At 45.8% G+C, this 20,298-nt stretch carries 19 protein-coding genes, 2 pseudogenes and 1 riboswitch; of the genes and pseudogenes, 3 read left to right on the forward strand and 18 right to left on the reverse strand.

Annotated elements, in window-relative coordinates; genetic code table 11:
* Nucleotides 1-113: 113 nt before the first annotated feature.
* The 6 genes and pseudogenes from B853_RS26670 to yfbV all read right to left on the reverse strand — a co-directional run bounded on the left by B853_RS26670 (nt 114) and on the right by yfbV (nt 3,626).
* Complete coding sequence (locus tag B853_RS26670) at nt 114-428, reverse strand: ATP-binding cassette domain-containing protein (RefSeq protein WP_282957156.1); 315 nt, start codon at nt 426-428, stop codon at nt 114-116.
* Between the two features lie 7 nt (nt 429-435).
* A complete protein-coding gene (locus B853_RS26675) occupies nt 436-588 on the reverse strand; it encodes a hypothetical protein (RefSeq protein WP_282957157.1) in 153 nt (50 codons plus the stop codon).
* A gap of 50 nt (nt 589-638) precedes the next feature.
* Nucleotides 639-911 carry an ATP-binding cassette domain-containing protein gene (locus B853_RS26680; RefSeq protein ID WP_282957158.1) on the reverse strand — a complete coding sequence of 91 codons (273 nt, stop codon included), beginning with the start codon at nt 909-911 and terminating at the stop codon, nt 639-641.
* A complete protein-coding gene (locus B853_RS09970; protein ID WP_038887112.1) occupies nt 908-1,843 on the reverse strand; it encodes an ABC transporter permease in 936 nt (311 codons plus the stop codon). Before B853_RS09970 ends, B853_RS26680 begins: the two co-directional genes overlap by 4 nt.
* A gap of 55 nt (nt 1,844-1,898) precedes the next feature.
* Nucleotides 1,899-2,863: pseudogene (locus tag B853_RS09975) on the reverse strand (ABC transporter substrate-binding protein).
* A 310-nt stretch (nt 2,864-3,173) separates the two neighbouring features.
* Complete coding sequence (yfbV, locus tag B853_RS09985; RefSeq protein WP_010449355.1) at nt 3,174-3,626, reverse strand: terminus macrodomain insulation protein YfbV; 453 nt, start codon at nt 3,624-3,626, stop codon at nt 3,174-3,176.
* 346 nt (nt 3,627-3,972) lie between these two features.
* Here yfbV and B853_RS09990 point away from each other — a divergent pair, with 346 nt between their 5' ends.
* Both B853_RS09990 and pta read left to right on the forward strand, forming a co-directional pair.
* On the forward strand, nt 3,973-5,169 hold the full coding sequence (locus tag B853_RS09990) for an acetate kinase (protein WP_010449356.1): 1,197 nt from the start codon (nt 3,973-3,975) through the stop codon (nt 5,167-5,169).
* A 138-nt stretch (nt 5,170-5,307) separates the two neighbouring features.
* Complete coding sequence (gene pta / locus B853_RS09995) at nt 5,308-7,473, forward strand: phosphate acetyltransferase (protein WP_010449357.1); 2,166 nt, start codon at nt 5,308-5,310, stop codon at nt 7,471-7,473.
* Between the two features lie 70 nt (nt 7,474-7,543).
* Here the strand turns inward: pta and B853_RS10000 are convergent, their stop codons facing one another.
* The 12 genes and pseudogenes from B853_RS10000 to moaA all read right to left on the reverse strand — a co-directional run bounded on the left by B853_RS10000 (nt 7,544) and on the right by moaA (nt 19,066).
* Nucleotides 7,544-8,818, reverse strand: coding sequence for an MgtC/SapB family protein (locus tag B853_RS10000; RefSeq protein ID WP_038887115.1), 1,275 nt, complete (start codon nt 8,816-8,818; stop codon nt 7,544-7,546).
* A 135-nt stretch (nt 8,819-8,953) separates the two neighbouring features.
* A pseudogene (locus B853_RS10005) lies at nt 8,954-9,897 on the reverse strand (glutathione S-transferase family protein).
* A 210-nt stretch (nt 9,898-10,107) separates the two neighbouring features.
* Nucleotides 10,108-11,100, reverse strand: a complete 993-nt coding sequence (gene oppF / locus B853_RS10010) for a murein tripeptide/oligopeptide ABC transporter ATP binding protein OppF (RefSeq protein ID WP_038887118.1) — start codon at nt 11,098-11,100, stop codon at nt 10,108-10,110.
* Nucleotides 11,097-12,068, reverse strand: a complete 972-nt coding sequence (gene oppD, locus B853_RS10015; protein WP_010449362.1) for an ABC transporter ATP-binding protein — start codon at nt 12,066-12,068, stop codon at nt 11,097-11,099. Before oppD ends, oppF begins: the two co-directional genes overlap by 4 nt.
* Nucleotides 12,069-12,098: 30 nt before the next feature.
* On the reverse strand, nt 12,099-13,001 hold the full coding sequence (gene oppC / locus B853_RS10020; RefSeq protein WP_005531413.1) for an oligopeptide ABC transporter permease OppC: 903 nt from the start codon (nt 12,999-13,001) through the stop codon (nt 12,099-12,101).
* A 15-nt stretch (nt 13,002-13,016) separates the two neighbouring features.
* On the reverse strand, nt 13,017-13,937 hold the full coding sequence (oppB, locus tag B853_RS10025; protein WP_010449365.1) for an oligopeptide ABC transporter permease OppB: 921 nt from the start codon (nt 13,935-13,937) through the stop codon (nt 13,017-13,019).
* Between the two features lie 106 nt (nt 13,938-14,043).
* Nucleotides 14,044-15,675 (reverse strand): ABC transporter substrate-binding protein, encoded by a 1,632-nt coding sequence (locus tag B853_RS10030; protein WP_038887119.1) that lies wholly within the window; start codon nt 15,673-15,675, stop codon nt 14,044-14,046.
* A 571-nt stretch (nt 15,676-16,246) separates the two neighbouring features.
* Entirely contained in the window at nt 16,247-16,702 is a 456-nt protein-coding gene (gene moaE / locus B853_RS10035) for a molybdopterin synthase catalytic subunit MoaE (protein ID WP_038885131.1), read from the reverse strand.
* 1 nt (nt 16,703) lies between these two features.
* Nucleotides 16,704-16,961 carry a molybdopterin synthase sulfur carrier subunit gene (gene moaD / locus B853_RS10040; protein WP_038885130.1) on the reverse strand — a complete coding sequence of 86 codons (258 nt, stop codon included), beginning with the start codon at nt 16,959-16,961 and terminating at the stop codon, nt 16,704-16,706.
* The gene (moaC, locus tag B853_RS10045; protein WP_005439664.1) at nt 16,961-17,437 is read right to left on the reverse strand and encodes a cyclic pyranopterin monophosphate synthase MoaC; all 477 of its coding nucleotides are present in this window, start codon (nt 17,435-17,437) and stop codon (nt 16,961-16,963) included. Before moaC ends, moaD begins: the two co-directional genes overlap by 1 nt.
* Nucleotides 17,438-17,463: 26 nt before the next feature.
* Complete coding sequence (moaB, locus tag B853_RS10050) at nt 17,464-17,976, reverse strand: molybdenum cofactor biosynthesis protein B (protein WP_005433210.1); 513 nt, start codon at nt 17,974-17,976, stop codon at nt 17,464-17,466.
* Nucleotides 17,977-18,076: 100 nt separating this feature from the next.
* Nucleotides 18,077-19,066, reverse strand: coding sequence for a GTP 3',8-cyclase MoaA (gene moaA, locus B853_RS10055; RefSeq protein WP_038885128.1), 990 nt, complete (start codon nt 19,064-19,066; stop codon nt 18,077-18,079).
* A riboswitch (molybdenum cofactor riboswitch) is annotated at nt 19,055-19,188 on the reverse strand. Its footprint overlaps the gene before it by 12 nt.
* A gap of 180 nt (nt 19,189-19,368) precedes the next feature.
* Here moaA and yvcK point away from each other — a divergent pair.
* Nucleotides 19,369-20,259, forward strand: coding sequence for a uridine diphosphate-N-acetylglucosamine-binding protein YvcK (gene yvcK / locus B853_RS10060; protein WP_010449378.1), 891 nt, complete (start codon nt 19,369-19,371; stop codon nt 20,257-20,259).
* Nucleotides 20,260-20,298: the final 39 nt, after the last annotated feature.

Below are 20,298 nucleotides of genomic sequence, written 5' to 3' on the forward strand. Positions count from 1 at the left end.
CCACTATTTTAATAAAGAGTACCCATATAAAAATCCTCCTTTTAAAAATACCGTACGGGTCATTTTCTCAAGGAGGATCACATTTGGTAGGCGTAGTCGACAAACACTCTAAGCTAGTTCAACAACAAGCTGTCATCTGCCAACTCCTCTCCACGCACTTTAGAAAACATTTCCAATAAGTCTGGTACTTGCATATTCGCTCGCTGATCACCCGCTACATCAAGAACAATTTCTCCTTGGTGCAACATTACTGTCCTGTCACCACAGGCCAGAGCATCCTTCATCGAGTGTGTCACCATCATTACCGTAAGATTAAACTCGGTGACAATGCGCTTAGTCAGGTCAATAACAAAAGCCGCCATACGAGGGTCTAACGCAGCCGTATGTTCATCAAGCAGTAGTAGCTTACTGTCTGATAGTGTTGCCATAACCAGACTAACCGCTTGACGCTGCCCCCCCCAGAAAGCAGCCCAATGCTGTCACCAAGGCGATCTTCAAGCCTAAACCCAGAATGCTGATGCGCTCTTGAAACAGCTTGCGACGTTTCGCTGAGAGCGCCATCCCCCACCCGCGACGCTGACCCCGCATGTAAGCAAGCGCCATGTTTTCTTCAATGGACAAATCCCCACAAGTACCTGCTAGTGGGTCTTGGAATACGCGAGCACATTGAGTGGCGCGTTGTGCAACCCTCTTACGCGTAACATCTTGCCCCCCCCTATAATCACTTGCCCGCCAATCATTGGCGTTTCGCCCGTCACCGCACCAAGTAGCGTTGATTTACCCGCGCCGTTGGATCCAATCACGGTGAGGAACTCATGCTCAGGTACTTCTAAAGACACCCCTTTTAACGCTCTGTTTTCCAAAATAGTGCCGGGATTGAAGGTCACTTGAATATCATTGAGTTCAATCATAGTGCCTCTCCTGATCCATTTTTCGATGCCGCTTGTTTTGCATTCGACACTCGTTGTTTGGCTTTCATTCTCTGTTTCAATTTCGGCGCAATTAAAGCTACCGCGACGAGTACGGCTGTAACCAAATTTAGATCCGATGCTTGTAGGCCAAACATTCCCGAACTCAGGGCAAATGCTACTGCTAGGCGATAAAGCACCGAACCAATAATCACCGCACAAACTGCAACCCAGATTTTCCGCCCTGGAATAAGGGTTTGTCCAAGAATAACCGCCGCAAGACCAACTACGATGGTACCCACACCAGAGGTGACATCGGCAAAGCTGTTGGTCTGAGCAAATAACGCCCCAGCAAAACCAACAAATCCGTTAGACAGCGCTAAGCCAAAGTAAGTGTAAAAGCCAGTACTCGCCCCTTGCGCTGCCACCATTCGGGCGTTTACCCCTGTCGCTCTTAACCCTAAACCGAAATCGCTGTTAAGAAGACGCACGACAAATAGCGCGGAAAGTAATACCAGCACACCGACAATCAAAGGTCGGATATACATAGCATCGCCGATCGATTCAAAAGGGGTAAGAATAGTGTCTTCTCCAAGCAGCGCCATGTTCGGCTTGCCCATGATGCGAATGTTGATAGAAAACGCCGCAATCATGGTAAGAATGGAAGCCAATAGATGAAGGATTCCACAGCGAACCGCTAGAAAAGCGGTCACCCACCCTGTCATGCCACCTGCAATGACTGCCATTCCTGTCGCAACCCAAGGATTGATACCCGCCACAATAGCGGTTGCGGCGACGGCGGCACCCATAGGAAAGCTACCGTCAACACTTAAGTCGGGGAAATCTAGTACTCGAAACGTAAGGTAGACGCCCAAGGCAACTAAACCGTAGATAAGGCCTATCTCGAGGGCTCCAAAAAAAGCAAATGCAGACATAACTGCTCCTTTCTGCACAAGTCAGGTCGCCGTTAAACCGACCTGAACACGGCTATTACTGAATGCTAGTCGCACGTTTCACAACAGAGCTCGGTAGTTGAATACCCAGCTTAGTTGCCGCACCTTCATTCACAACCAGATCAGAGCCTGTTGCTACTTTGACATCTAACTTGCCCGGCTCTTGCCCTTCCAAAATCGCAGCAACATAGTCAGCAGTTTGAACACCAACCTGATAGTAATCAAAACCTAAACTGGCAATCGCTCCTTTTTCTACATAAGAAGTCGCCCCACCAAAGACGGGTTTCTTCGCCTGATTCGCTGCGACGATCATACCTTCAATCGCGCTAGCTACTGTGTTATCTGTCGGTGCATAAATCACATCTGACTTAGCTGCAATAGCTTGAGTCGCAGATTGTACATCTGCGCTCTTCAGTGCCGTCGCTTCTACCACTTCAAGGCCATTTGCTTCCGCGCTCTCTTTTAACAGCTGCACCAGTGTCACTGCATTTGCCTCACCAGGGTTGTAGACCACCCCAATGGATTTAGCTTTCGGCAAAATTTCTTGAATCAGTGCAACGTGCTGCGCCACAGGAGACAAATCAGAAAGACCTGTGACATTTTTACCCGGCTGATGCATGGATTTCACAAGCTTTGCGCCCACAGGATCCGTTACCGCAGTAAACACCACTGGGATAGAACGAGTAGCAGAAACCAAAGCCTGTGCTGATGGTGTTGCTATGCCCACAAGCACATCTGGCTTTCACCCACATATTGACGTGCAATCTGTACCGCTATAGCTGGGTTACCTTGTGCCGTTTTGTAGTCAAACTCCAAATTCTTCCCTTGCTCATAGCCTTTTGCTTTCAGGCCATCTACCAAGCCCTGACGAGTCGCATCGAGTGCAGGGTGTTCTACGATTTGTGAAACCGCAACAGTGGCAGTGTTAGCAAGCACATTGGCAGAGGAAAAAACAGTGGTCGCGGTAAGAATGGCAGTAGCTAATAAATGTTTCGTTTTCATCATGACTCCTTGATGTCTCTTCGTCCTTGAACTGAAAGCCTCTTCGAAAATGAATGCTCAACAGAAATAATGAGGAAGATGGGATGTTGTGTTTAAAACTGTGCACTTTTTGTGCATCTGTTTTTCATTATTAACGCTAAGTCTCGGGAAAGAAAAGCAAGATTTAACAACAGAGTAACATTTGTGATCTTACAATCGGTACGTAAAGCGGTTATTGCAAATACGAAAGGAGTGAAATAAGAATTGCGGGCATAAAAAATGGAGTGGCAATTGCACACTCCATTTCAGTGATAGTGATTAGTTTCGATGTTTAGAACCAACGCTCGAGTGCTGTCTTATCTAGTTGGCGGAATGCTCGGTTTAAGATCACCGCCAATTCTTTGTATCTTGGACGCGCTTTTACTGGTTCAAGTGCGAAACCTGACTCAGTGATCTTTTGGTGTAATTCACGGTACCAAGACGCCAGCGTAGGCGGTAACTTAGTATTTGAACGACTGCCCAACCACCACATGCCTTGCAGTGGCATACTGATCGCGAATAATGCAACCACGATGGCTTGCGGTAGCGCGTTGTAATTATTAAAAGCCATTTGAGTGAGCACACTGATCGCCGCGACTGCTGGCATAACTTTAATGCCAAAGCGTGTTGCTTTGATAATGCGTTGTTCGGGAAAAATGGCGTTCAGCTCTTTACGAACCGGCCAGATCTCCATGTAGCGTTGGCCGTCTTTCAGGCTATGGATCAATCCGACTTGTTTGCTCATACCGCTCTCTCACTAAAAAATAGTTGAACATTTCAACTGAAGGCGCAAAAAATTGATGAAAGTTAATATTCTTTCAAAATTTTTTTGTTATCATTGCCTATTATCGCTATCCTTTGCAGACCCTCAATCTCATTGTTGCCGTTATTTACAATTTAAGCAACTCCGAGATTCCTATCTGCACGGATCGCATCATAGTGATGGATGGGTTCATCACTATTCTTTTATATGGAATTAGAACAATTTTTGACCAAGATTAGTGCGCAGCCTTGCTGGTATCGTCTATTCTTGTGATTGATTTTCATCCTTAACTGATTTTTTTGTCAGACGAATAAACAGGTAGTCATACATGTCTAAGCTAGTTTTAGTTTTAAACTGTGGTAGTTCTTCTCTTAAATTTGCTGTTGTTGATGCAGAAACAGGTGCAGAGCACCTAACAGGTCTTGCAGAGTGTCTTGGTCTTCCAGAAGCTCGTATGAAATGGAAACTTGACGGCAAGCACGAAGCTCAACTTGGTGCAGGCGCAGCTCACGTAGAAGCACTATCATTCATGGTAGAAACTATTCTTGCTTCTAAGCCAGAGCTTAAAGCTAACCTAGGCGCTATCGGTCACCGTATCGTACACGGTGGTGAGCAGTTCACTCAATCTGCACTGATCACTGATGAAGTTCTAAAGGGTATTCAAGACGCTGCGACTTTCGCACCTCTTCACAACCCAGCACACCTTATCGGTATCGAAGCTGCTAAAGTAAACTTCCCAGAGCTTAAAAACGTTGCTGTATTTGACACTGCGTTCCACCAAACTATGCCTGAAGAGTCTTTCCTATACGCTCTTCCATACAACCTATACAAAGAGCACGGCATCCGTCGTTACGGCATGCACGGTACTTCACACCTGTTCATCACTCGTGAAGTTGCTAACCTACTAGACAAGCCAGTTGAAGAAGTAAACATCATCAACTGTCACCTAGGTAACGGTGCTTCTGTTTGTGCAATCAAGAACGGTAAATCTGTAGACACTTCTATGGGTCTAACTCCTCTTGAAGGTCTAGTAATGGGTACTCGTTGTGGTGACATCGATCCAGCGATCATCTTCCACCTACACGACGCTCTAGGTTACTCTGTTGAACAAATCAACAACATGCTAACTAAAGAGTCTGGTCTTGCTGGTCTAACTGAAGTGACTTCTGACTGTCGTTTCGTTGAAGACAACTACGGTGAGAAAGAAGAAGCAACTCGCGCAATGGACGTGTTCTGTCACCGTCTAGCTAAATACGTAGCGGGTTACACAGCTTCAATGGAAGGCCGTCTAGACGCAATCACTTTCACTGGCGGTATCGGCGAGAACTCTGGCCCTATCCGTGAAATGGTTCTTAACCGTCTAGCTATCTTCGGCATCGAAGTAGACAGCGAAGCAAACCTTAAAGCACGTTTCGGTGGTGAAGGTACTATCACTACTGCAAACAGCCGTATCCCTGCAATGGTTATCTCTACTAACGAAGAGCTAGTTATCGCTGAAGACACTGCACGTCTAGCAGGTCTTTAATGATTAAACTGGCTAGCCGATTGGCTAGCCAGTTTTTCTTCCAAAGAATTTATTAGGGGCTTAACTCCTATTCTCTGAATTTTCATGGAATAAGAGTTGAGCTTTTATCCCCCCCCAATAGCTAAAGGTACTCTACGAATGTCTCGTACTATTATGCTTATCCCTGCAAGTGCTGGTGTTGGTCTAACTAGCGTAAGCATGGGTGTTCTTCGCGCAATGGAGCGCAAAGGCGTTAAAGTTTCTTTCTACAAACCAATTTCACAGCCACGTTCTGGCGGTGATCAACCAGATCTAACTTCAACTATCGTTGGCTACAACAGCGATATGAAGATTGGTCAACCTGTAGCGATGTCTGTTGCTGAAAGCCTAATCGGTAACGACAACATGGACGAGCTACTAGAAACTGTTGTTGAGCGTTACAACCAAATCAACAAAGATGCAGATGTAACGCTTATCGAAGGTCTAGTACCAACTCGTAAGCACCCATTCGCTAACCAAGTGAACGCGGAAATCGCAGCAACACTAGGCGCGGAAATCGTTCTTGTTGCAACTCCTGGTACAGATAACCCAGCTCAACTTAAAGAGCGCATTGAAGTAGCATGTTCTAACTTCGGTGGTACTAAGAACAAGAACATCTCTGGCGTAATCATCAACAAGCTAAACGCACCTGTTGATGAAGCTGGCCGTACTCGCCCTGACCTATCTGAAATCTTTGACGATGCAGACAGCGCGAAGCAAAACGAAATGAAAGTGATGGAAATCTTCAACACTTCTCCAATTCGTGTACTAGGTTGCGTGCCATGGAGCATCGATCTTATCGCTACTCGTGCAATCGATATGGCTCAGCACCTAAACGCTGACATTATCAACGAAGGTGACATCGCAACTCGTCGTATTAAGAGCATCACTTTCTGTGCACGTTCTCTGCCAAACATGATTGAGCACTTCAAACCAGGCTCTCTACTTGTTACTTCTGCAGACCGTCCAGACGTTATCGTTGCAGCTGCACTTGCAGCAATGAACGGCGTTGATATCGGTGCAGTGCTTCTAACTGGCGGTTACGACATCCCAGAAGAAATCGTGGGTCTATGTAAGCCAGCATTCGAAACTGGTCTACCGATCTTCAAAGCACAAGGTAACACTTGGCAAACTTCTCTGAACCTACAGAGCTTCTCTATCGAAGTTCCTGCAGACGATAAAGAGCGTATCGAGTTCATCAACGAGCACGTTGCTGGTCACATCGACGGTAACTGGATCGAGTCTATGACTGAAGGTACTCAAAAGTCTCGTCGTCTAAGCCCACCAGCATTCCGTTACCAGCTAACTGAGTTCGCTCGTAAAGCTGGCAAGCGTATCGTTCTTCCTGAAGGTGACGAGCCACGTACAGTTAAAGCTGCGGCTATCTGTGCTGAGCGCGGCATCGCGGAGTGTGTGCTTCTAGGTAACCCAGACGAAATCCGTCGCGTTGCAGAGCAGCAAGGCGTAACACTAGGTGCTGGCGTAACTATCATCAACTCTGATGAAGTTCGTGAAAACTACGTGGCTCGTCTAGTTGAGCTACGTGGCGCGAAAGGCATGACTGAAGTTGTTGCTCGCGAGAAACTACAAGATTCAGTATTCCTAGGCACAATGATGCTTGAGAACGACGAAGTAGACGGTCTAGTTTCTGGTGCGGTTCACACCACAGCGAACACTATCGTTCCTCCGTTCCAAATCATCAAGACTGCACCTGATGCTTCTATCGTATCTTCTGTATTCTTCATGCTACTGCCTGACCAAGTATTGGTTTACGGTGACTGTGCGATCAACCCAGATCCAACAGCGGAACAGCTAGCTGAAATCGCTATCCAATCTGCTGATTCTGCAGCAGCATTCGGTATCGACCCACGCGTTGCTATGATCTCTTACTCTACTGGTGAATCTGGTAAGGGTGCAGACGTAGATAAAGTACGTGAAGCAACTAAGATTGCTCAAGAGAAACGTCCAGATCTAGTGATCGACGGTCCTCTACAGTACGACGCAGCGATCATGGAAAACGTAGCTGCTTCTAAAGCGCCTAACTCTCCAGTAGCAGGTAAAGCGACTGTATTCGTATTCCCAGACCTAAACACTGGTAACACGACTTACAAAGCGGTACAGCGTTCAGCAGACCTAGTATCTATCGGTCCAATGCTGCAAGGTATGCGTAAGCCTGTAAACGATCTATCTCGCGGTGCACTAGTAGACGATATCGTATACACAGTTGCTCTAACTGCGATTCAGGCAGATCAAGCTGACCAAGCAAAAGAGAAAGCAGTTAACTAATAACCGCGCTTCTTGCAAGATAACAAAACCTCGCCTCGGCGAGGTTTTTTTTACCTTTTGGTTTGAATAATCAATAAATCACCAAAAACAAAGCAGCCCCAGAAAGCACACAGCCAATCATTACCGGTGCCACTTTTGCCGACAGCGCTTTATCCCCTATCGCAACGACCATCCCCATCTTAACGATGGTATTTACAGACGCAGCAATCAAAATACCAAGTGCGGCAGTCGTCACACTCAAGGTTTGGGTACTTTGTCGTCCAAGAGCCAACGAGATAGCATCGACATCGGTGATGCCTGAAAGCGCAGATAATATCAATACCCCGGCATTACCAAACCAGTCTGACAGCGCATGGGACAACAGCATAATGGCCGCCAACACTACGCCAAAGAACAGTGCCGATTGAAGTGCTAAAGGGTTACGCTGTTTATTAGATTGCTCCACTTTCCCTATCTCGCTCCGACGCCATATCCACCAAGCAGGCAGATAAAGAGCGACCATCATGATGAGCACTATTGGCCACAATAAAGCGACTAATTGCGGGTTAATCACCGAAAGAACGATTAACAAACGAGGGAACATAGTCCCACAACTCAGTAGTATGCCACTGGCAAGCAAAGGGCTTATATTGGCTTGCTCACGAGAGAGGTGAGAAAACTGTAGCGTAAGTGCGGTAGAAGAACTTAACCCAGCAAAGACAGACGTAAACAAAATGCCCCGCTTCGCGCCACCAATCTTAATCGCGAAATAACCGACAAATGAAATACTGGCAATTAGTACGACCATCCACCAGATTTCATAAGGGTTGAGCGCACTCCAAGGACCATAAGCTTGATTCGGAAGAAGTGGTAATAAAACGATGGAAATGAGTAGCAGACGTAAAGCTGCATCAAGCTCATACTCTTGCAGCCTTTGTAGGGCATGGTGAAGCTCTTTCTTATTATCGAGTACAACCGCAGTAATGACCGCTGCTCCAGCTGCCAGAACAGGTTCGCCAGAAACGGTCAAACAGCCAAGAACAAAAGTAATCACTAAGCTAACCACACCTGTGATGCTAATGTCCTCACTCTTTCGTTGTTGAATGACAAATGCGATACAAGCAAGGATAACCAGTGCGATTAGAGCAAAGCCAATCAGTAAAGGTGTATAGATATTGGCAAGAATCCCAACCAAACCACCAAGTAATCCAACTAAGGAAAAGGTTCGAATACCTGCCACGCGGCTACCTTCGACACTATTGCGCATCACCCAACCACGTTGTGTGCCCACAATCGCACCCAGTAATAGTGCAATAAACAGATTCCAAATTAGCTGCTCACCACTGACGAACTCATTGATATCCATACCCCACCTCAGTCCAAGATCGGCCGTTATATCATCAGTTTATGTTATGAGCGGAAAGAAGTTGTGATGGTTGGAAGATATTGAGAAAAAAGAAAAAGCGCACATCAGATGGCGCTTTTCTCGGAGAGCTTGAAGTTAGATTAAATCTCGGTCATGGGGTGAATCCAAATCTAGTTCAGGGCCTTTTGGTACCACTTGCGTAGGTTGATACCCGTATGGCTGAAATAGTAGTGGCGCTTAATGTGGTAGAAGTCGGTAGTCTCAGCCACGCCTTCCACTTGATAAAGCTCTTTCAAATAACCCTGAATATTTGGGTAATCCGCGATGCGTTGTTTATTACACTTAAAGTGACCTACATACACGGCGTCAAAACGCACCAAAGTGGTAAACAACCGCCAGTCGGCTTCGGTGATTTTATTGCCCGCTAGGTAGCGATGCGTCGCAAGGTGTGCATCGATTTTATCCAGAGCGGCAAACAATGAATCAAACGCCTCTTCGTACGCCTCTTGCGTTGTCGCAAATCCGCAGCGGTAAACACCGTTATTCACGTTTGGATAGATGTAGTCGTTCCACTCATCAATGACGCTTTGAAGTTGTTCTGGATAATAGTCATCGTGATTACCCGTTAACTCATTGAACTCAGAGTTAAACATGCGGATGATTTCAGACGATTCATTCGATACGATCGTGTTGGTCTTTTTATCCCACAGAACTGGAACGGTAACGCGCCCAGTATAATCGGACTTAGCTTGGGTGTAGATCTGGTGCATGCGGATATGACCGAATAGTGGCTCTGGGAGTCCCATTTGCCAGCCTTCACTTAGCATATCTGGGCATACCACAGTAACGTCTATGTGCTTTTCCAAGCCCTTGAGCTTACGGAAGATCAGTGTGCGATGCGCCCACGGACAAGCGAGTGAAACATATAAATGGTAGCGACCCGACTCTGGCTGGAACGTTGCATCAGGTTTGTTCTTTATCCAGTTGCGAAAACCCGCATCTTCACGAACGAACTTACCACCGCTTGATTTAGTTTCGTACCATACGTCGTGCCAAACGCCTTCGACTAACTTACCCATGACTGATCTCCTCGTTCTGTGTTTTCTACTATATTAGCGATTCTCGCTCAGCTTAGAATCAGGCCACTTAGTACAACTTGTTCAAGAATTTCGAATGATCCAAATTTAGAATAGTGTCAGCCAATCAGACATAAAGAAAAACTGCAGGCATAAAAAAAGCGCGACCCTATAAAAGGCGCCGCGCTTAAGCCCGTCACAGGCCGAATTTAATTACACTGCTACGTGTAGACAAGATACTGCGTGAACGTCAGAACCTTCGATATGTGGCTTAGTCTTCGCACACTCTTCTGTTGCTTGTGGGCAACGGGTACGGAACACACAACCTGAAGGCGGACTGATTGGCGATGGTAGGTCACCCTCCAGCATCTGAATGGTTTTGTTGCGCTCTAATTCAGGATCTGGGATCGGAACTGCCGACATCAATGCTCGTGTGTATGGGTGTTTTGGATCGGCAAACAATGCCTCCGCTTCACCCAACTCAACAGCGTTACCTAGGTACATAACCAGTACGCGGTCAGAGATGTGTTTCACTACTGACAAATCGTGTGCGATAAATACTAATGAAAGACCTAGCTCTTTTTGTAGCTCTTTCAGTAGGTTAACCACCTGAGCCTGAATCGATACGTCCAGCGCTGATACCGGTTCGTCACAGATGATCATCTTAGGCTTAAGGATAAGTGCACGTGCGATACCAATACGCTGACACTGGCCACCAGAGAACTCGTGTGGGTAACGGTTGATCACGTTTGGCAGTAGACCAACCTTCGCCATCATCTCTTTAACGCGATCTTTTACTTCTTGCTTAGTCAGTTCTGGGTAGAACGTCTCTAGCGGCTCAGCGATGATGTCGCCGACTGTCATACGCGGGTTCAAAGAAGCCAAAGGATCTTGGAAAATCATTTGAATTTCTTTGCGCGTTTCACGGCGTTGGACGTCTTTCATCTTCGTTAGGTCTTGGCCTAACCAAACTACTTCGCCATCTGTTGCTTCAACCAAACCAATGATCGCGCGAGCAAACGTCGATTTACCACAACCAGACTCACCTACTACACCAAGAGTCTCACCTTCGTATAGACGAACGTTTACGCCGTCTACCGCTTTTAGGCTTGAAGGTTTTGCCCAAGGCCATGCAGATTTTGATGCAATGCTGAAGTGAACTTTCAGATCAGATACATCCAGAATTAGTTTTTTATCTGTACTCATTTGCTCCAAGCCTCCCATTCAGAAAAACATGCACGCTGACGGCCATCACCAAACGGCGTCAGAATTGGTGCTTCACGCTTACAACGATCCATCACACGGTGGCAGCGATCTTGGTAAGGACAGCCAGGTGGTAGACGAAGCAAGTTTGGCGGGTTACCTGGAATCGTTGGCAGGATCTCGCCTTCTGTATCCAAACGAGGAATCGCCTTCAATAGACCTTCCGCGTAAGGGTGGCTTGGGTTGTAGAAGATTTCGTTCACCGTGCCGTACTCCATGGTACGACCTGCGTACATCACAAGTACTTTGTCACAAGAACCCGCTACGACACCAAGGTCGTGCGTGATCATGATGATTGCAGTGTTGAACTCAGATTTCAGTTCGTTAAGCAGGTCCATGATCTGCGCTTGAACCGTAACGTCCAATGCCGTAGTTGGCTCATCCGCAATAAGCAGTTTTGGACGACACAGTAGTGCCATTGCGATCATTACACGCTGACGCATACCGCCTGAGAACTCGTGTGGGTACATGGTGATACGCTTACGAGCTTCTGGGATTTTTACTGCTTCAAGCATGCGAACCGACTCTTCGAACGCTTCTGCTTTACCCATACCTTTGTGCAGCATCAGTACTTCCATCAGCTGATCACTCACTTTCATGTATGGGTTAAGAGACGTCATCGGGTCTTGGAAGATCATCGCGATCTGTTCCGCACGAACCTTGTTCAGCTCTTTTTCTGGAAGGTTAAGAATCTCATTACCTTCGAATTTTGCACTACCAGAGATAATACCGTTCTTAGCCAGTAGTCCCATGATTGCGAATACAGTTTGTGACTTACCTGAACCAGACTCACCTACGATACCTAGGGTTTCACCTTGATTCAGAGAGAAGTTCAAATCGTTTACTGCGGTTACGATACCATCTTGCGTGGTAAATTCGACGCGCAGATCTTTGACATCTAATAAACTCATCATTGCTTCCTTTATTCTTTCTATTTTTAATTATCTGTCTTTTGGATCCAGCGCATCGCGCAGACCGTCACCAACGTAGTTGAAGCAGAATAGAGTCACAACCATGAATGCTGCGGGGAACGCCAGCTGCCAGATTGCCACTTCCATTGTTTGCGAACCTTCTTGTAGAAGTGCGCCCCAACTTGTCATTGGTTCCTGTACACCAAGACCAAGGAATGAAAGGAATGACTCAGTAAGAATCATGCTTGGGATAAGTAGTGTTGAGTAAACCGCTACGATACCCAGTACGTTTGGTACGATATGGCGAGTAATGATCTTCCACTTGCTCACACCACAAACGTGTGCCGCTTCAATAAACTCTTTACTACGCAGACTTAGTGTTTGACCACGTACGATACGAGCCATATCTAGCCATGCGATAGCACCGATAGCGACGAAGATAAGAACGATGTTACGACCGAAGAATGTTACCAGTACGATAACTAGGAACATGAACGGAACCGCGTATAGGATTTCAAGAATACGCATCATGATACGGTCAACTTTACCGCCGATGAAGCCAGAAGCCGCACCGTAAAGCGTACCAATCACAACCGCAACCAATGCACCTAGAACACCAACCATTAGAGAGATACGACCACCAATTAGCGTACGTACGTAAAGGTCACGACCTAAGCTGTCAGTACCGAACCAGTGCTCAGCACTTGGACCAACGTGCATTGCGTACCAGTCTGTATCATCAAATGTGTAAGGTGCCAACATTGGCAGGAAGATTACCGCAAGGGTCATCAATGTAAGAATGAACAAGCTCACCATCGCCGCTTTGTTACGCATAAAGCGGATACGGGCGTCTTGCCACAAACTACGGCCTTCAACTTCCAGGTTCTCTGCAAATTTCTCGACCGCTTCAAGATTCTCTTTTTTCGTTAACATAACCATACTTCCCTGTTAGTAGCGAATTTTCGGGTCAATCATTGCTAGCAGAATATCAACGATAGCGTTGAACAAGATGAATAGGAAACCAATCAGAATGGTTACCCCCATTACTAGCGAGTAGTCACGGTTGAAGGCTGCGTTTACGAACAGCTTACCGATACCAGGCAGACCAAAGATGGTCTCAACAACCACCGAGCCGGTAATAATGCCGACAAACGCTGGTCCCATGTAGGACACCACTGGCAGTAACGCTGGTTTTAATGCGTGTTTCAGGATGATGTAACGGTAACTTAGACCTTTCGCACGAGCAGTACGAATAAAGTTACTGTTCAATGTCTCGATCATAGAACCACGAGTGATACGAGCAAACGTGGCAACATAAAGCAGTGACATGGCAATGACTGGTAACACTAAGTATTGCCATGATCCATCATGCCAACCACCCGCAGGGAATAAATTCCAGTGGAGTGAGAACAAGTAAATCAGAGCAGGCGCTAGTACGAAGGATGGCATTACGACCCCAAGCATCGCCGTCGACATAATGGTGTAATCAAGCCACGAGTTTTGTTTGAGCGCGGCTATGGTCCCGATCGTTACCCCCAGAATCACCGTGAAGATAAAGGCAATAAAGCCTACCTTCGCCGATACTGGGAGTGCTACCGAGATTAGCTCGTTTACTGTGTAATCTAAGTATTTGAATGAAGGACCAAAGTCACCTTGGATTACGTTAGTCAAATACGTGGTGTATTGCTCAAATACTGGCTTATCTAGGCCGTATTTGGCTTCAATGTTCGCCATAACTTCTGGCGGTAATGGACGCTCGCTCGAGAATGGGTTACCCGGTGCGAAACGCATGAGAAAGAAAGATACGGTGATCAAAACCAACATTGTTGGGATCGCCTCAAATATCCTTTTTGCGATGAATTTAAGCATAAACTCACTCTTTCAGTCTGTGACAGTTAAAAAATTGATGATAGGCAACACACGCAGCCTAAAGGATGCGCGTGTGCCTTATTCTTATAGTTTTGAAGCTAAACGATTAGTTAGCTTTGATGTAAAGATCTTTTGAGTAGATCTTCTCTTCCGCGTTGTTAGCAGGGAAACCACCAACGTGCGGGTTTAGTAGACGTGAACGCACGTACTGGTAAATTGGTGCGATTGGCATTTCTTTCGCCATCAGCTTTTCAGCATCTAGGTAAATTTGAGTACGCTCTTCTTCTGAAGTCGACTTAAGTGCTTTGTCGATCAGTGCGTCGTACTCTTTACTACCCCAGTGCTGACCACCAGTAGTGTTCGAGCTAACCATAAGGGTTAGGAATGAAGATGCTTCGTTGTAGTCGCCACACCAACCAGCGCGTGCAACTTCGAAATCACCTTGATCTTTAGTAGATAGGTATGTTTTCCACTCTTGGTTTTCTAGTGTAACGTCTAGACCAAGCGTTTTCTTCCACATTGAACCTAGAGCAACAGCTAGCTTCTTGTGGTTCTCGTTCGTGTTGTAAAGAAGAGAGAACTTAAGTGGGTTGCCTTTACCGTAACCCGCTTCTTCAAGAAGGCGTGCAGCTTCTGCGTTACGCTCTTTTTGCGTCATCTTACCGTAAACTGGTAGCTCAGGGTCGAAGTGCGCTGTAATTTCAGGCGTTAGGAAGTATGCTGGTTTTTGGCCTTGAGCAAGGATTGCTTTTGCAACGATATCACGGTCAATCGCGTAAGAAATCGCTTTACGAACACGAACGTCGTTAAATGGTTCTTTCTTCGTGTTGAATGAGTAGTAGTAAGTACACAGGCTACCCTCAACCGATACTGACTCAGGATGCTCTTTTTGCAGACGCTTAAAGTGCTCAGTCGGTAGCGTTGATGTGAAATCGATCTCGCCAGATAGGAAACGGTTCATTTCCGCTACTGCGTTTTCGATAGGTAGGAAAGTAACCTTGTTGATGACTGTTTTGCTGTTATCCCAGTACTGCTCGTTACGAGTCAGCTCTAGACGCTCGTTCACAACCCAGTTATTTACTACGTATGCACCGTTACCTACGAAGTTTGCTGGTTTCGTCCATTGATCACCGAACTTCTCAACTGTTCCTTTGTGAACTGGTTTCATTGTTGTGTGGCCAGTCATCATTACAAAGTAAGGAACCGCAGTATCTAGTTCAACGACTAGAGTGTGATCATCAGTCGCCTTAACACCTAGCTCGCTTTTGTCTTTTTTACCCGCAACGATATCTTTCGCATTCTTCATCTTGGTGTATTCCATGTACCAAGAATAAGGAGAAGCAGTTGCAGGATCGACAGCACGCTGCCAGCTGAACACGAAGTCTTGTGCTGTTACAGGCTCGCCATTAGACCATTTTGCGTCTTTACGTAGGTGGAAAGTGAAGGTTTTGTTGTCTGGGGTTTCCCAGCTTTCAGCAACACCAGGGATAGTGTCGCCATCTGCATTCTGATTCACCAAGCCTTCAAGAAGATCACGAATCACGTGTGACTCAGGAACACCTTGAGATTTATGCGGGTCAATTGTCGCAACTTCAGTACCGTTACCACGAACAAGTTCTTGTTTATCAGCTAGTTTAGTACCTGCTGGAACATCAGCAGCAAAAGCGGTAGTAGAAGCGGCAGCCACTGCCAGACCAGCACCTAGAAGAAGGGCTTGAGTGATTTTGTTCTTATACATGCGTAAAACTCCGAGTTTTTCATTAGCATCCATGACTTCTCTGCAAGGGACTGGAACGGTCAGCATTTTAGAACTTTTTAGCGCACTTTCTGAGCACAAAACTCTAAAACCTTACAAAGACTGCGGCACACATTAGCAATCATTGAAGTAATTTGCCATAAAAATGTAGCAAAAAAACTAATAATTCTGTAAATACCATTCATATTCAGCAATAAATACTAGTTAATAAGTATTCGCTAGCAAAATGGGGATATGAGATATCATTTAACAGGCGAAACATTCGATAAATCTAAATTTAAACGATTTGATAGCATCTTATGCTAGATATGCACATATTAATTAACATTTACCATGGTACAAGTCTAACAAATTATTGTTTATATCTTGTTCAAGATTTTTTATTGTGAACAGGATCACCGTTCGGTAAACAAGTGAAATGTACGGTATTTAGAGAAGTTATTTAGCCCTCGTTTAGTGGGAGCTAATTTGAAGAGAGGAAGGTCTGGAAATGGAAAAGGCCAAGTCATCTAAACAACTTGGCCATAGGTAGCTACTCGCGATAGAAAAGGAGTTATTTCTCCCAGCGCTGCGCTGCTTGATGATCGGTATCTCGCGATTCAATCCAACGGTTTTCACTGGTGGTGCGTTCTTTTTTCCAGAATGGTGCTTTGGTCTTTAGAAAGTCCATAATGAACTCGCAAGCATCAAATGCCGCACCACGGTGTGCACTGGACACACCAACAAAAACAATTTGGTCACCTGTATCGAGATCACCAATACGGTGAATAACGCGCACACCTAACAAAGGCCAACGTGATTCCGCTTCATCGCAGATGTCGATCAGGCTTTTCTCCGTCATACCCGGATAATGCTCTAGGTGAAGACCAACCACGTTATCACCAAGGTTCATATCACGAACTTTACCGATAAAGGTAACTACCGCACCAGAGGCCGTGCCTTCTGATAGACGTTGGTACTCTTGATCGACCGAAAAGTCTTCAGCTTGTACAGAAACGCGAGGATCCATATTAGCCCCCTGTTACTGGTGGAAAGAAGGCAACTTCATCGCCCGCTTTCACTACAGTGTCTAAAGGTACGATAGACTGGTTTACCGCAGCCAGTAACTTGCCTGGTTCTAGCGCTAAATCCCACTTGCCTTCTTTGTCAGCCCCCGACTCAACAAGGTGAGCTCGAATGGCTTCTACATTATCAAACTGGCCTTCAAGTTCTAGACCATCCATACCAACTAGCTCTCGCGTTTGAGCAAAGAAAAGTACTTTAATCATTATTCCGCCTTGAAGTGTCCTGATTTACCGCCCGTCTTCTCTAGTAGACGAACTTGTTCAATAACCATATCTTTCTGCACCGCTTTACACATATCGTAAATCGTTAAAGCTGCCACTGAAGCCGCCGTCAGCGCTTCCATTTCCACGCCTGTTTTACCCGCTAGCTTACATACAGATTCGATACGTACTTTGTTTTCTGCTTCTATAGCTTCCAGTTGAACTTCAACCTTAGAAAGCAACAGAGGATGACAAAGAGGAATCAAATCCCATGTTTTCTTAGCAGCTTGAATACCAGCAATACGAGCAGTCGCAAACACATCACCTTTGTGGTGTTGGCCTGAAACAATAAGTTGTAGTGTTTCTGGAGCCATATGCACGAACGCTTCAGCACGTGCTTCACGAACGGTTTCTGCTTTTGCTGATACGTCTACCATGTTAGCTTCGCCAGACGCGTTGATATGTGTAAATTGGGTCATTGTTTTTCCTTCGCTTTTAGGAAAGGTTATACAGATAGGTGTGGCATGAAGTTACAAGGACGGTGGCTTGCATCTAGCTGTTGCTTGATGATCTTCGTCCAACCAGTACGGCACGCACCAGTAGAACCCGGCATCGCGAAGATAACGGTATGGTTAGCAAAGCCTGCAATCGCGCGAGATTGAATCGTTGAAGTACCAATCTCTTCGTAAGAAACCAAGCGGAATAGTTCACCGAAGCCTTCTACTTCTTTATCAAATAGCGGCTTAAGTGCTTCTGGCGTGCTATCACGTGAAGTGAAACCTGTACCGCCTGTGATCATGATTGCTTGTACATTTTCGTCAGCAATCCACTGAGAAACGATCGCACGGATCTTGTACATGTCATCGATAACGATTTGTTTATCGACAACGTTGTGACCCGCTTCTTTCGCGTGCTCAACGAGGTAACCACCAGAAGTGTCGTTTTCTTCAGTACGAGTGTCAGATACCGTTAGAACGGCAATGTTTGCAGGTTGAAATTTGCTTTCAGCGTGACCCATTTGTTCACCTATTCTCTAATTTGCTTTTGATACGCAGGGTATCGATTCTGGAAAAATCATCAGAAGCCACGTCAGCTCCCGATGTAAAATCTGATTGGAATTAGCCGCCGATAGACGCAAGATGTGGCGTCATACCTGTATTGCCATCGTGCAAGAAGTGACTAACGGATTTCGTTTGCAGCTGCGCTTGAATACGTTCAATCAATTCTTCCTCTTGCTCGTCACGTTCTAATAGGTCACGTAATTCCACGCCATGCTCACCGAACAGACATAGATGCAGTTTACCCATAGCCGATACACGAAGTCGGTTACAGCTCTCACAGAAGTCTTTCTCATACGGCATGATTAGGCCAATTTCACCCTTATAATCTGGATGAACAAATACCTGTGCAGGACCATCATTATGAGAACGTACTTTAAGTAACCAACCGTTGGCGATTAATTGATTTCGGATTGCCACACCAGAGACATGATGCTTGGCAAACAGATCATCCATTTCTCCCGTCTGCATTAATTCTATAAAACGCAGTTGGATGGGACGATCTTTAATCCAGTTAAGGAAAGCAGGTAGCTCGTTGTGGTTGAGGTCTTTCATCAGTACCACATTCACTTTGACTTGTTCATAACCCACTTCGAACGCACGTTCGATACCATTCATCACCTCAGTGAACTTATTTTCACCTGTAATTTGATGGAACATACGTGGGTCAAGACTATCCACACTCACGTTAATGTGCGTGAGGCCAGCGTCATGCCAGTCCGCCACTTGCTTCGCCATGCGGTAGCCGTTAGTCGTTGTCGCGACTTTTTTGATACCCGGCGTGGTTGCGACTGAGTGAATAATGTCAGTAAAGTCTTTGCGTAAACTCGGCTCACCACCTGTGATACGTACCTTTGAGGTACCACAATCAGCAAACGCTTTGACGACACGTTTGATCTCAGGGAGAGATAAAAAAGACGAGTTTTTATTGCCCGATGGCTTATAGCCGTCAGGAAGGCAATAGGTACATTTGAAATTACATACGTCGGTCACAGACAGACGCAAGTAATAGAACTTACGATGAAATTTGTCTTCGAATTGTTGCGCCACGGAACACCTTTCCAAACACGGGAGGCATAATCATTTCCAATTATGCCCTTGTGACAGAATGTCACTGGCTCAAAATGCTTATCCTTGGACTTAGCATAGTAAGCTCGGAGTTATGGCAACCAGCACTATAATATAAGCACTTGGTAGCTTTGCCGTGTAAAATACTTAATATTCGTAATGGAATCTAGCCTTAATCGATAAAAATCTCTGTAGAAACACAATTTACTTCCTAGTGAGTACACGGCTATTACTCAATAAGATAAATTGTAGTCGGTTATGACAAAAAATATTAGAAGAACACGATGAAAATCTATAACGACAAAAAGGTTGCTGCGGTTGGCGGTGGCCATGGTCTAGGTCGAATGCTATCGGCTTTGAAAGACTTCGGCGAAAATGCAACCGGAATTGTAGCAACAACAGATAATGGTGGCTCAACTGGGCGAATTCGTCATTGCCAAGGCGGTATTGCTTGGGGAGATACACGTAATTGCATCAACCAGCTCATCACGGAGCCTTCTATCAGCTCAATGATGTTTGAATATCGTTTTCGTGGCGCTGGCGAACTTGATGGACATAACCTAGGTAATCTAATGTTGACGGCTTTAGATCACCTATCAGTGCGGCCTCTTGATGCTATCAACTTGATCCGCAACATGCTGAAAGTAGACGTCAACATCTTACCGATGTCAGAGCACCCATCTGACCTGACAGCACTTGCGGTTGACGGCCAACTAGTAACTGGTGAAACCAATGTAGACGAGATGAACAAAGAACTGCGTCGTCTCGATCTTTCTCCAGAAGTCCCTGCGACAAAAGAAGCGATCACAGCTCTAGAACAGGCTGATGCAATCATCCTAGGCCCAGGCAGTTTTCTAACCAGCATAATGCCACCTTTGCTACTTCCGGAACTTGGGAAAGCCATTGCGAATAACCATAGTGCTAAACTTATATTCGTTGCCAACTTGAGCCCTGAATTTGGTCCCGCTGGCTTAATGTCTTTGAGACAGAAATTAGAATGGTGTGAGCGCGCCTGCCAAGGAAGAAAGATTGACGTAGTTTTGGCGGAAGATGCGGATGATGAGGTAAATGCACACTGGAATGTTGTCACACAATCACTTGCTTCTACCAATCGAGATTGGCGACATGATCGTGATAAGTTAAAACAAGCGATTGTTGACCAATTAACGCTATAAGAGACATTAGAAAAGAGGCGCTATGCCTCTTTTCTGTAT

It is taken from the genome of Vibrio rotiferianus CAIM 577 = LMG 21460, assembly GCF_002741985.1.
Lineage (GTDB): Bacteria > Pseudomonadota > Gammaproteobacteria > Enterobacterales > Vibrionaceae > Vibrio > Vibrio rotiferianus.